General features: G+C 48.1%; 8 protein-coding genes and 1 pseudogene. 4 read left to right on the top strand and 5 right to left on the bottom strand.

The window, feature by feature from the left end:
• The first annotated feature begins 5 nt into the window (after positions 1–5).
• Positions 6–968 carry a 4-hydroxy-3-methylbut-2-enyl diphosphate reductase gene (locus tag HPS53_RS07455; RefSeq protein ID WP_172205446.1) on the top strand — a complete coding sequence of 321 codons (963 nt, stop codon included), beginning with the start codon at positions 6–8 and terminating at the stop codon, positions 966–968.
• A 138-nt stretch (positions 969–1,106) separates the two neighbouring features.
• Here HPS53_RS07455 and HPS53_RS07450 read toward each other — a convergent pair whose 3' ends face one another.
• The 5 genes from HPS53_RS07450 to HPS53_RS07430 form a co-directional block, all read right to left on the bottom strand.
• The gene (locus HPS53_RS07450) at positions 1,107–2,966 is read right to left on the bottom strand and encodes an alpha-glucuronidase (RefSeq protein WP_172205445.1); all 1,860 of its coding nucleotides are present in this window, start codon (positions 2,964–2,966) and stop codon (positions 1,107–1,109) included.
• A gap of 73 nt (positions 2,967–3,039) precedes the next feature.
• Positions 3,040–4,335 carry a glycoside hydrolase family 43 protein gene (locus HPS53_RS07445; RefSeq protein WP_233210270.1) on the bottom strand — a complete coding sequence of 432 codons (1,296 nt, stop codon included), beginning with the start codon at positions 4,333–4,335 and terminating at the stop codon, positions 3,040–3,042.
• Between the two features lie 109 nt (positions 4,336–4,444).
• Positions 4,445–5,410, bottom strand: coding sequence for a glycoside hydrolase family 43 protein (locus HPS53_RS07440; RefSeq protein WP_104370019.1), 966 nt, complete (start codon positions 5,408–5,410; stop codon positions 4,445–4,447).
• Complete coding sequence (locus HPS53_RS07435; protein WP_172205443.1) at positions 5,407–6,519, bottom strand: endo-1,4-beta-xylanase; 1,113 nt, start codon at positions 6,517–6,519, stop codon at positions 5,407–5,409. Before HPS53_RS07435 ends, HPS53_RS07440 begins: the two co-directional genes overlap by 4 nt.
• Positions 6,520–6,563: 44 nt before the next feature.
• Complete coding sequence (locus HPS53_RS07430) at positions 6,564–8,054, bottom strand: MFS transporter (RefSeq protein ID WP_172205441.1); 1,491 nt, start codon at positions 8,052–8,054, stop codon at positions 6,564–6,566.
• A 181-nt stretch (positions 8,055–8,235) separates the two neighbouring features.
• Between HPS53_RS07430 and HPS53_RS07425 the strand changes: the two genes are divergently transcribed.
• The 3 genes and pseudogenes from HPS53_RS07425 to HPS53_RS07415 all read left to right on the top strand — a co-directional run.
• Positions 8,236–10,137, top strand: coding sequence for a sialate O-acetylesterase (locus tag HPS53_RS07425; protein WP_172205439.1), 1,902 nt, complete (start codon positions 8,236–8,238; stop codon positions 10,135–10,137).
• A gap of 558 nt (positions 10,138–10,695) precedes the next feature.
• Positions 10,696–13,137: a TIM-barrel domain-containing protein gene (locus tag HPS53_RS07420; RefSeq protein ID WP_172205437.1), complete on the top strand. Its 2,442-nt coding sequence runs from the start codon at positions 10,696–10,698 to the stop codon at positions 13,135–13,137.
• A gap of 122 nt (positions 13,138–13,259) precedes the next feature.
• Positions 13,260–13,723: pseudogene (locus tag HPS53_RS07415) on the top strand (xylose isomerase); the annotation flags it as partial.

The following is a 13,723-nucleotide window of genomic DNA, read 5'->3' as shown; positions in this document are numbered from 1 at the left end:
TGATTATGCTTCAGATAGAGATAGACAAAGGCAGCGGGTTCTGCTTCGGAGTGACAACGGCTATCAGCAAAGCCGAAGAGGAGTTGGCCGAGGGAAAGACGTTATATTGCCTTGGTGATATCGTGCATAACGGCATGGAATGTGAGCGCCTGAGAAAGATGGGGCTGATAACCATCAATCATGATGAGATGCGCAACCTGCACGATGTGAAAGTACTGCTCAGGGCACACGGAGAACCGCCGGAGACGTATGAGTTGGCTCGAAGAAACAATATAGAAATCATTGACGCTACTTGTCCTGTGGTGCTGCAATTGCAACGCAGGATAAAGAAACAGTATGAAAAGGCAGGAGAGGCAAAGGCTTTTGTGGAAACCGGTGAAGAGGAAACCGGCGGTGTGATGGAGCGGAGTAGGAGTGAAGTGCGTCATGAGGCCTCGTCCGGACGGCAGGTTGCGGCCGCCCCGCAGATTGTTATATTCGGAAAAAACGGACATGCGGAAGTGCTCGGGTTGGTAGGACAGACGGAGAGTCACGCCATTGTGATAGAGCAGTTTGATGATGTGAAGCGTCTTGATTTCATGCGTGATATATACCTTTATTCGCAAACGACAAAGTCACTCGATGAGTTTCATAAGATAACAGAGTATATACAGAGCCATATATCGCCCGTTGCGGAGTTTCGCAGTTTTGATACTATCTGCCGGCAAGTGGCCAACAGAATGCCTAATATAAGTACTTTTGCCACACGCCATGACCTTATTCTTTTTGTTTGCGGCAGGAAAAGCAGTAATGGGAAGGTGCTTTTCAACGAATGTCTGAGGGTAAACGGAAACAGTCATCTTATAGAGGGGCCGGAAGAGATAAGGCCTGAGTGGCTTGAAGGAATAAGTACTGTTGGTATATGTGGGGCCACGAGCACACCGAAATGGCTTATGGAGCAATGTCGTGACGCTTTGTTGAAGTTGTGATTTCAAAGTAAGGCAAGTATTTAAAATGAATTGAGCAAGTAGGTTTGCTCAATGATGATATAATAAATGTGCGTTTAGGAGAAATGCTTCTCCTAAACGCACATTTATTATCATTGTGGATAAACTTAGTGATAAACTTTATTTGGTCGCGAACTTGCTGAAATAGTCCAGACAGGTGTCGCGCCATTCCTTGGCATCTTTAAGCTGTATACTTAGTTTTTCGTTTACTTCCTGCCATCTTTGCGGGTCTATTAGTTTTTTTGACTCTTGCCATATAGAGGCAAAGTCCTCTACTTCTTTCACTCCGCGATTATATCTGTACTGCATTTCGTCCCATAGTGTTCGTCCGCTCAGTGTGCGGTAGGTCCATGGTACATGGTGGAACCATAGCAGATAACGTTCCGGACATGTCGTCAAACTGTCATATATGGTGCAGTACGGTGTCGGGTACTGCGCTGTAGCTCCCGTACCTTTGGTGCTTCTGTCGAATCCTACGCCTGCCGAGTCTGCCTGATGGTAGTACACAGGGCACCATTCCAACGGATAATCGGCCTTAAAACCGTCAGGTTCTGGTCCGTAGTGATGGTCGAACTTAAAGATGTGGTGCAGTCCGAGGGGCATCATGTAGTCAACACATGCTTCACGTGAGCGGAGCATCATCGACAGAATGGCTTCGTCGCGGACGAATGTTTGTTCGAGCCATTCTTCTGCGATATTGCGTGACGACAAGTCGGGATTCCATGCCAAGCGTCCGAACGCATACCAGTTTGCCTGCGCAAAATGATGGCCGCACCAATTCGCATCGTCGCCGATGTTGGCGACTCCGGCTATGCCAATGAGTTTTTTAGGGTTGACGAAAGAGAAAAACTCTTTCCACATGGGTGCGAGATATACCAGGTGATTGGATTGTCCGAGATATTCCTGTGTGATTTGGAGTTCAGCTATCTGCGGGGTCTTCTGCATTCTGTCGAATATCGGTGCGTACGGTTCACGCGGCTGGAAGTCGAGTGGGCCGTTCTTTGACTGCAAAATAACATTTTTTCTGAACTTACCGTCACAAGATTCGAACTCCGATACGGCTTGTTTTACCCTGTCTTCACCTTTATGGTTGGCACCGTATACGAAACTGCGCCAGATGATAGTGCCTCCGAATGGGGCAACGGCATCGGCGAGCATGTTTGCTCCGTCGCTGTGACTGCGGCCGTAATCTCCGGGGCCGGGTTGACCTTCGGAATTGGCTTTAACAAGAAAACCGCCGAAATCAGGTACCTCACGATATATCTCTTTAGCCTTTTTCTTCCACCATTGACGTACTCCGGTATTCAAAGGGTCAGCTGTTCTCAATCCGCCGAGTCTCATAGGTGATGCGAAGTTGACCGATAGATATACGCGTATGCCGTAAGGGCGCAGAATGTCAGCGATTTGTTTTACCTTCAATAGATAAGGGCGTGAAAGCATTTTTGGAGATGCGTTCACGTTGTTCAGAACCGTTCCGTTTATTCCAATGGAAGCATTTGCCCTTGCATATTCGTGTATACGTGCTGTATCAAGGCGCATTTCTTTGTTCCAAAAAATGCTTGGTCCCGCATATCCGCGTTCTATCGAACTGTCGAGATTGTCCCAATGATTGAGTATACGTAACCCGAATGCTGGTTGATTTACTCCTTGTGTCATATCGTTCCGAAGCAATGCGTAAGCTCCATAGAGTAGTCCGATGTCGCTTCCGGCGCTGATTTTTTTATCATTCTGCGTTCCGGAAATGACATAACTTCCGTTTGTCGGCAGCGATTTGTCAATATTCAGTGCAACTGATTTACCGTCATAGTATTGTTCCAGTTCTTTTTTTGCTATCTCGGCGGTAGCCGATTTCGAGTGAATTGTTACTTTGGCGGTATTGTACGGTTTGTATCGCATCCATAGTTTACTGCCGTCCTCTGCCATGACAGCAAGGTTGAACAGTAGTAATGATATGGTGCACAACAGACTTTTTTTCTGCATTTGAATTGAATTTGTTAAAAGGATATTCTTTTGTTATTGGGCAAATACCTTTTGTTTTAGTTTCAGGACATTGTTATTTGAATTCCCACCAGTCGAGATTAAACAGGTTCTTGCTTTGTTTGGTAGAGCCTTTGAACACGAAGTAAAGATCATGCAGGCCGGTGGCACTCTTTATATCCGTCTCAAATACCTTCAGTTCCGACTTGGTGTTTGCTATATTAACGCTGCCTATCATTTTCCCGTCTGTGGCGTCAAGGCGTATCTCTATTGTGCCGCCGTATAGGTGGCAGGATGCGCTTATCTTGAATACAGAGGCTCCTTTGGCGAAATCCACTCCTTTCACCATGATGTATTCCCCGTCGTCTATTCCGGTTACGAGTTGATTCCACCGATCTTTGCCCCATGGGTTTTTCGTTACCGTTTCCAAACCGTATCCCCATGCCATTGTTTCGGCCTCTACTTTCCTGAAAGGATTGAACGGCTCTATCTGCTCCAATTTACAGTCGAGGAAGTAAGGGAGCTCCTGAATGGTTCCATCGGCATTGTACGTCATCTCTGCGGCAGAGACCGATCTGCGTTCCGCATGACGGCCTGTTTCGAGACGGAACACATCGTAATTCAGTCCAAAACAATATGATTTGCCTTTGTAGTCGATGATACCAGGGTGGTTTCCGCGTGTGCGGCTTGTGTGGTTCATGATGTGGCCTTTATATTCCCATGGGCCGGTCGGTGACTTGCTCATGGCATAACCGATTCCTTCCGGACAGCAGGTGGATGCAAATGCCATATAGTAATGTCCGTTACGCTTGTAGCACCACGGCCCTTCCTGATAGTCTTTGATGTGCGGTATCCGGACAATCTCACCTGAATATGAAATCATGTCTTTGTTGAGTTTCACGTAGTATGTGTTTGGATTGCCCCAGTACATATATGCCTGGCCGTCATCATCAATGAATACAGTAGGGTCAATGTCGTCCCAATGTTCTTTCTGCCATACCAAAGGTTTGCCTATCGGGTCTTTGAACGGTCCGTAAGGAGAATCGGCCACGAGAACACCTATGCCATGTCCGTGTATCGGGCAGTACATATACCATTTCCCGTCACGTTCTATTACCTGCTCGGCCCATGCTCCGTTGTTGCCTTTATACCACTCGAAATCTTTCAAAGAGGCGACGGCTCCGCGGTCTTGCCAGTTCACCATGTCTGTGGAAGTATAAAGCAGCCAATCTTTCATGTGAAATCCTTCCGCGTCGTTTTCGTCATGAGTAGTGTACAGATATATCGTGTCATTGTGCACCATTGGGGCGGGATCAGCGGTATATTTGGTCTGTATGATTGGCATATTAAGCTCTTGTGCCGCCGAATTCATGAAAGAGAAAAAAACTGTAGCAACAGTCGTGAGAATATGATATTTGTTCATAGATATCTTCTTTTAATATACGTCAATTGTTGATTACTGATTTAATTTTTAATATACGTCAATTGTTGATCACCGGTTTAATGGTGCCATCTTCATTGTAGTATAGTTTCTGTACTTTTAGAGAACGCAGCCATGTAATATCTCCCGATGGAACGCAGTCATGATAGAACAGATACCATTCTCCTTTGTATTTCACGATGCTGTGGTGTGTGGTCCAGCCGACAACGGGTTCAAGGATTACTCCTTGGAACGTGAACGGTCCGTAAGGATTGTCACCTATGGCATAGCACAACAGATGAGAATCTCCTGTTGAGTATGAGAAATAGTATTTACCGTTGTACTTGTGCATCCATGATGCCTCAAAGAAACGGTGCGGGTCATTTGCTTTCAGCGGATTACCGTCTTTGTCTATGATAATTATCGGTTTCGGCTCTTCGGCAAATTGGAGCATATCCTTGCTCATTCGTGCTACACGTGATGGCAGGGCAGTCTCGTCTCCTTCCGGCAGGTGTGCGCTTTCAAGTGCCTTGTTGTCGCGGTAACGCTGGAGCTGTCCGCCCCACAGACCGCCGAAATATACATATATCTCACCGTCATCATCCTTAAATGCGCACGGGTCGATAGAATATGACCCCCTGATCGGATCCTGTTGAGCAACGAACGGGCCGTGTGGGGCGTCTGATACTGCCACTCCGAGGTGGAATATATCATTCTTGTCTTTTGCGGAATAAATCAGGTAGTACTTTCCGTCACGTTCCGCCACGTCGTTGTCCCACATCTGACGGCCTACCCATTCCACATCGTCTACGCATAGTATTTGGCCGTGGTCCGTGACTTCTCCTTTTTCAACGTCATCAAGTGACAGTACATGATAATCTTTCATTTCGAAATGCCCTCCATCGTCATCTTCTGCCGCGCCGCTGTCCCAGTCATGGCTGGGGTATATATATAAGCGGTCGTTGAACACATTGGCTGATGGGTCGGCCATATAGTCACTCGGAAATAAATATCTTGGCTGTTTCATTTGCTATATAGTTTTATGATATCTTCTACTACAGGTTTTGCTTTATAATCACGGTCGAAGAGCAGGGGATAGTTGGTGCGGCCGGGCACGGGCCAGCCGTTGAGCCACGAATTTGCATCGCTGATACCCCAAAGGTTTATTCTTGATATCTTATCACGGTGGCGATAATAAATCTTGAAAAATTCAAATATCCTTTCGTTCAGTTCCTTTGCCTTGTCTTTCGGAAGTCCGTTGGTGTATGGGTTGTATTTCTTCTGATAGTCGAAGTTCTGTTCCACAGCCGCACCGCCAAAGCCCTTCGGATTTGGTAGCACATTGAAGTCCAACTCCGTAATCATTACTTTCACTCCGCAGTCGGCAAAAGCTAAAAGCGATTTCTCGTATTCGTCCACGTTGGGATAGTCAAGTCCGTTGTGGCTTTGCATGCCTACACCGTCTATTCTCAGTCCTTTTTCCTTGAGATGCTTTACCAGTTTGCATGTCGTTTCGCGCTTTCCTTTCTGCGACATCGAATAGTCATTGTAGTAAAGTTCAGCGTCGGGGTCAGCTTCATGTGCCGCCTGGAAAGCGATGTCGATAAATTCTTCGCCTATTATGTTGTAGAATGGAGATTTACGGAACGTTCCATTATCTTCGATAGCTTCGTTTACAACATCCCATCCGTGAATTCTTCCTTTGTATCGTCCCACAACCGTATGTATATGCGCTTTTATTCTCTTGATGAGTTCTTCACGAGTCACTTGCTGTCCGTCTTTGCCTTTAAAGAACCAACCTGGAGCCTGTGAGTGCCATACGAGGCAGTGGCCAATCGCTTTCAGGCCGTTCTGTTCGCAATAATCCACAAAATTATCCGCCGCGCGGAAGTCGAAACGTCCTTCCTCTGGCTGAAGCGGCCCGCTTTTCATGCAGTTTTCCGCCACTGCCGTGTTGAAATGCGTGCGGACAATGGCTGATGCCGCTGCATCAAGCCCGTCCGACTGCCTTTGATTGAGGGAGGAACCGATGAGGCAGTACTGCCCCACGGTCTCCTTCATTCCTTGTTGCGCATACGCTGCGAACGAGGATACTACAACTACTAAACTACTGATAAAAATTCTTGCTGTTTTCATAATTAATACCTATTGATTTGTTCATTCTAATGTAAGATTATTTCTTATTGGTTTTTACGCCTCACGGAAAGTTCGGCTTGCATATTCTCATTGAATTCCTTGGTTATCGGGTAGAAGAATAACGCCACTACACCGATACCGAATAATACGGCAGGTACGATAGAAGAGACAAGGCGTATGCCTTCCATTGCCGTCTCTGATTGTGAAGCGGCGTTACCCGACACATATCCGAAAGCGGAAAGTATCAATCCTGCAAAAGCTCCTCCGATGCCTAATCCTGCTTTAAGCGCAAATACCACTCCGGAGAAACAGAAGCCTGTCGCACGTCTGTGGTTCACATATTCCACATGGTCGGCCACGTCGCCAATCATCGCCCAGAGCAATGGCACTGTCGGGGCGTATGCCAATGACTTCAATATGCACAGTACAAACATAAACCCTACGTCTGACGGTTGAGGTAGATAGAACATCGCCGTGAACAGGGCGGTCAGCGAGAGACATACTATAAATGTCTTCTTCTTGCCGTATTTGTTTGCCAGATAGCCCGACAGGCAAATCACTCCGATGAACTGTACCAATGCTCCCACCATGTTGAAAAGCGAGAAGCCTATCGCGAAAGCGTCTCCTTCTTCATGTGCTATCAGGTTGAATGCGCCCAATACGGTTGCCATTACGCCCGTTTTTTCATATCCGGGGTCGGTCAGTCCGAAGTCTGCAAGGAATTCATATAACGAAAGCTGGTTTACGTTGTATTGGAAATAGAAGTTCATCGCCGAGCCCCACATGGCCAGTGTTATGAACACGAAAAGCGTCAGTACGAACATCGCACGCCATGGAATGTTGGAAACCGTGCCTTTGATGTCATCTTTTATACTTACTTTTTGTGTCTTGGGCGGCTGTATTCGCTCTCTGGATGAGAGGAATGCGATGATAAGGAAGACAAACGCGATTATGGCAAACAGGCTGATCGTGCACAGCCATCCGTGCTGAAGGTCTCCTTTGCCGAACTTGTTGACAAGAGGCAGTGTCAGTCCTTGCACAACGAACTGTGCTATTGTGGCTGCCACAAATCTTATTGACGTTATGCTGGTACGTTCCTTGATGTCTCCGGTCATCACTCCTCCTAAAGAAGAGTACGGAGTGTTGTTGAAAGAGTACATCGCCATTAATAATATGTATGATATGGTGGCATAGGTAGCCACGAGTCCTTTATCTTCTATTCCGGGATTATAGAACGCCAATACGTAGAACACCGCGAACGGCAGGGCGGTCCATAACACCCAAGGCCTGTATTTTCCCCATCTTGTCTGTGTGCGGTCGCTGAGTATTCCCACTGCGGGATCCACAAATGCGTCCACTACGCGTGCGATGAGCAATACGCTTCCTGCTATTGCCCCGTCCAGCCCGAAAACGTCCGTATAGAATTTCAGCTGGAAAATCATCATCATCTGGAAGACAAGGTTTGCTGATGCATCACCAAGTGAGTAGCCTATTTTTTCTCCCAATGATACTTTTTGTGAGATTTGTTTTTCCATTGTAAGTTATGTCTTTTAAATTTTCCGCTTACAAAGATAGTGTCTTTTTTTTACTTAATCCGATTGCATACGTCACATAAGTTTTCTTATTTGTTTCACGGGCTGATCTTCTTGTGTTTAAAAGGGCTTTTTATTAAAGTAAAACATATAATTTTGTGGAGAAGAAAATATATCCGAGCGTATGAAAATAAAGTTTATTTTATCAGTTGTTACGGCACTCTGCTTTTCTTTCTGCGTGAGTGCCAAGGTTGTCATGCCGCAGTTGTTCCAGTCAGGCATGGTGGTCCAGCGAGGCAAACCTGTGATAATATGGGGCAAGGCCGACAAGGGAGAGAAAGTCACGGTTACATTCCGAAAAAAAGTTTATGAGACTTCGGCTGACGGAGATGGTAACTGGCGTGTCAGGTTGCCCAAGCAGAAAGCAGGCGGTCCTTATGTAATCCGGGTCAATGACCTTGAGATAAAAGATGTGCTTGTAGGCGATGTGTGGCTCTGTTCGGGGCAGTCTAACATGGATTTGCAGGTAGAGCGCGTCTATCCACAGTATACGACAGACATTGATTCTTATTCCAATAATGACATACGTCTGTTCCATGTGCATAACGAGACGGCGATACACGGACCCAAGAGAGATGTGCGGCCTACGTCATGGAAACCCGTCACAAAGGAAAACGCATGGAATTTTTCTGCGATAGGCTATTTCCTTGCCCGCGAGATGTATGAGAAGACGAAGGTGCCGCAGGGTATCATAGCCGACAGTTGGGGCGGTACGCCTATCCAGTCATGGATATCCGCCGACACGATGAAGAACAATTTCCCTATGGAATACCGCCGTTCGCTGCTTTATCAGAACGATGAGATGATAAGGTCGCAGATGCGTGCCAATCAGTTGGCCAATCAGCGTTGGTTCGAGGTCATGAACGAGACAGACCCTGGAATGAGCGAAGACTTCACGGCTCTCGGTTATGACGACAGCAAGTGGATCAAGAAAAACCAGTACGACAATCTTACCGGCGAGCGCAGTTATATGGGTTCGTTCTGGGTTCGCCAGCACATAAAGGTTGACGCCGCTCATGCCGGAAAACCGGCGCGTCTTCTGGTTGGAACGTTGTACGACCAAGACTATACGTATGTCAACGGGCAAAAGGTCGGAGAGACCGGCTACCAGTATCCCCCGCGCCGCTATAATGTGCCGGCGGGACTGTTGCGTGAGGGCGACAACGCTTTGACGGTGCGTTTCATTACCAAGGGCGGAAATCCGCATTTCATAAAGGATAAGCCGTATAAGCTCATTTTTGAAGACGGTGTCGAGATACCTTTGTCCGAGCAGTGGAGTGTCCGTGAGGGTGCCCGTATGCCCAGATGCCACAATAGTGAGATAAATGTCCATTATCTGCCGATTACGCTTTATAATGCGATGATTTACCCTCTTGCCCCTTATCCCGTTTCGGGCGTTGTGTGGTATCAGGGCGAGTCGAATACGGGTGACGGCCAGATATACGAGAGTATGCTGACCAAGCTTATTGAAAACTGGCGCCAGTTGTGGAACGATTCCGATATGCCGTTCGTTGTGGTGCAGCTTGCCAACTTCATGGAGCCGAGCGATAAGCCGCAAGACAGCGGATGGTCGTGGGTCCGTGAGGCTCAGCGTCTCACAGCGAAGCATGTTCCTAACACTGAGCTTGCCGTGGCTATAGATCTCGGCGAGGCGGTGGATATACATCCGCTCCGCAAGCGCGAGGTCGCTCAGCGTGCCGCGCTGGGTTTCGAGAAGATGCTCTTCGATCCGAAGGTAAAGCTGTCTCCCGAAGTGATATCTTCGGAAGTAAAGGAAGGCAATGTCGTTCTCACACTCGATCAGCAACTTAAGCCGGGAACTCTTTATGAATTTGAGCTTGCCGGTGCCGACGGCAGGTATCATAATGCCGAGGCAGTGGCCGACGGAAGCACTATAACAATAAAGTCTTCCTTAAAGTCCCCGAAGTCTGTCCGTTACGCATGGAAGAACAATCCCATACGCGCGAACGCTTATGGAAAGAACGAATTGCCGTTGTCTCCATTCCAGTTGGTAATAGGCGAATAGTGTTTTGTCATTGTTTTGATATGTCGATATAATTAGAATTGTATTTCGGTTCCCTGTCTTGCGGCTTGAATACCGGTCTCGGTTTGGTATCCTTCCTTTGGCAGTGATTTCGTAAATCGAGGGCGCTTCTTTTCCGTTTACATCCTTGTCGGTGTATACGGGATAGGGAGCGCCCTTGTTTTTTTGTCCTCGACTTTATTTCTTTTTTTTGCCGCTTACGTATCCTTGCGGTTGTCTTGCCTGTTATTCATTTATTGATGGTGATGGGCTTTATGTCCCGTCTTTTGCGGATTGTATGTCCCGTACTTTCCGCTGTGTTGTTGTCGGGGCTGTGGATATTGGTTGATGATAGGGCCCTATGGGAAGGTTTGTTTCATTTCAGTTGATTACCTAATGATTTTTGGGGCATTCAAATATGGCGTATTTGTCTTTTTGTGTTTTTATTTTTGTTTCATATATTTATTCCGTGGTTTCATTGGTTAAGTTTTATTGAGTATGATTGACAAATGTCTTTTTAAATGTCTACTTTTGCAGTATAACTATAAATACTGTTAATCTATGAGGATTGGTGAAAAGTTGTTTTTTATAGCGATGATGTTTTGTGGTTCGGCTGTGTACGCACAGACATATCAGCTTACGGATGGCGGGATTAAATCCGTTGTCGGTTCTACCGATGTGGAATTGAAGTTCTACGACGCTTCCACGGTAAGGGTGTTGAAGTCGCCGCAAGGAAAGGTTTTCGAGAAAAAGAGCCTTGCGGTTGTTGAAGAACCCGAGAAAGTCAGGTTGTCGATAAAAGAGAACGGGAGCGATGTGCGTTTGAGAACCTCGGCCATGGAAGTGGCTTTCAATACCGAGACAGGCATCGTGACCTTTTATGCTCCGGACGGCAGCCGTCTGCTCGCCGAGCAGGGACAGCCGTCGTTCAAGGAGTTCGACGATGCGGGAAACAATACTTTCACGGTGAAACAGGCGTTCGGGCTTGACAAGGACGAACCGCTGTACGGACTGGGTATTCTGCAGAACGGCAAGATGTCGCAGCGCGGCCAGACCAAGCGTATGGTGCAGGGGAATGTTGAAGATTTCATACCGTTTGTACAGTCGGTCAAGGGTTATGGCATATATTGGGACAACTATTCTCCCACCGATTTCATCGACACGGACAAAGAGACTGCTTTCCGTTCGGAGGTCGGCGACTGCATAGATTATTATTTCATGTATGGAGGAGATGCCGATGGAGTGGTGGCAAAGATGCGCCGCCTGACGGGCGACGTGCCTATGATACCTCTGTGGGCATACGGATACATGCAGAGCAAGGAGCGGTATAAGAGTCAGGATGAGATAGTGGGGGTATTGAAAAAATACCGGGAGTTGAACGTGCCGATAGACTGTGTCATCCAGGATTGGCAGTACTGGGGGCACAATTATCTGTGGAATGCCATGGATTTCCAGAATCCCCTGTTCCGCAACCCGCAGAAAATGATGGATGACATCCATGCGATGAACGGCCGTGTGATGATATCCATCTGGTCTTCGTTCGGTCCGGCCACACGGCCTTACCGTGAACTTGACGGCAAGAACATGCTTTTCAATTTCGGAACGTGGCCCCAGTCGGGAGTCGACTCATGGCCCCCGGACAGGAATTACCCTTCCGGCGTTAGGGTGTACGACGCTTATAATCCGGAGGCCAGAGACATATATTGGAAATATCTGAACGACGGTATTTTCAAATACGGTATGGACGGATGGTGGATGGACTCCACGGAGCCGGACCATCTCGACTTCAAACCGTCAGACTTCGACACCAAGACCTATATGGGCTCGTTCCGCAAGGTGCGCAACGCATATCCGCTGATGACTGTCGGAGGCGTGTACGACCACCAGCGCGCCGTCACTTCAGACAAGCGTGTGATGATACTCACCCGCAGCGGCTTTGCCGGACAGCAGCGCTACGGTGCCAATGTATGGTCGGGCGATGTAAGTTCGTCGTGGGAGACATTGCGCAAGCAGGTTCCTGCCGGCCTTAACTTCACGCTCGCCGGCAATCCTAACTACAACAGTGATATTGGCGGTTTCTTCTGCGGCCATTACAACAAGAGCTATGCCGACGGCAAGGCGACGAGCAATCCCATGTTCCGGGAACTGTATGTGCGTTGGCTGCAGTTTGGCGCTTTCAATCCGATGATGCGTTCCCACGGCGCCGATGCTCCGCGGGAGATATACCAGTTCGGCAAGAAAGGAGAGCCGGTGTATGACGCTATCGAGAAGACCATACGTCTGCGCTACTCGCTTCTGCCTTATATATATTCCACTTCGTGGGACGTATGCCACCGCCGAGGCAGCTTCATGCGCGCTTTGGTGATGGATTTTGCCGGTGACCGCAATGTGTGGGACATGAACGACGAGTATATGTTCGGCCGCTCCATCCTCGTGGCACCGGTGTTGGAGGCTCACTATACTCCAGAGGTGGCGGTGAATGTCAATGAGACCGACGGGTGGAACCGTGACGGGAAGAAAGTGGAGAGCAACGTGCAGGCCGATTTCACCAAGCCGCATAATTCCAAGGTATATCTTCCTGCCGGCACTGTCTGGTATGATTTCTGGACAAACGAGCGTCATGAGGGTGGCAAGGAAATATCCAAGACGACAACCATCGACATCATTCCGCTTTACGTCAGGGCCGGAGGCATAGTGCCGATAGGTCCCGATGTGCAGTATTCCGGAGAGAAAGCGTGGGACAACCTCGAACTCCGTGTATATACGGGAGCCGACGGTGAGTTCACGATATATGAGGATGAGTTTGATAATTACAATTATGAAAAGGGTGCGTATACCGAAATTCCCGTGACATGGAACAATGCGTCTCGAAGGCTTACCATAGGCAAGCGCAAGGGAGCGTATGCCGGCATGCTGCAAAAGCGCAAGTTCACGGTGGTCACTCAGGACGGTGTCCGTAAGACCGTGAGCTATGACGGCAGGAAAACAAGTGTCAGACTGTGATGCCGGAACATGGTTTTGCGGGTATGATACGGATGTGAAAGCAATGTAGGCCGTATGTGAATGCAGACAGTCGGGATATTTTAAATTTGCGAACGATTTCAATAACAACAATAAACATTTATATTATGTCAAAAGAGTATTTCCCTTCGATCGGTAAGATTCCTTTCGAAGGTCCCGAGAGTAAGAACGTGATGGCTTTCCATTACTATGATCCCGAGAGGTTGGTAATGGGTAAGAAGATGAAAGACTGGCTTCGTTTCTCGATGGCCTGGTGGCACACCCTTTGCGGCGCGTCCGGTGACCAGTTCGGCGGTCAGACCCGCAGCTACGAGTGGGACAATTCCGACGATGCCTTGCAGCGTGCCAAGGACAAGCTTGACGCCGGCTTCGAGATAATGGGCAAGCTCGGTATCGAGTATTTCTGCTTCCACGACGTAGACCTTGTCGACGAGGGCTCTACGATCTCCGAGTACGAGTCTCGTATGTCTGCGATCACCGACTACGCTCTTGAGCGTATGGGTCAGACCGGCATCAAGCTTCTTTGGGGCACCGCCAACGTTTTCGGCAACAAGCGCTACATGAACGG

Source organism: Prevotella sp. PTAC, from assembly GCF_013166535.1.
Classification (GTDB): domain Bacteria; phylum Bacteroidota; class Bacteroidia; order Bacteroidales; family Bacteroidaceae; genus Prevotella.
The sequence above is the reverse complement of the archived record's forward strand: the minus strand, read 5'-3'. Positions and strand labels throughout refer to the sequence as shown.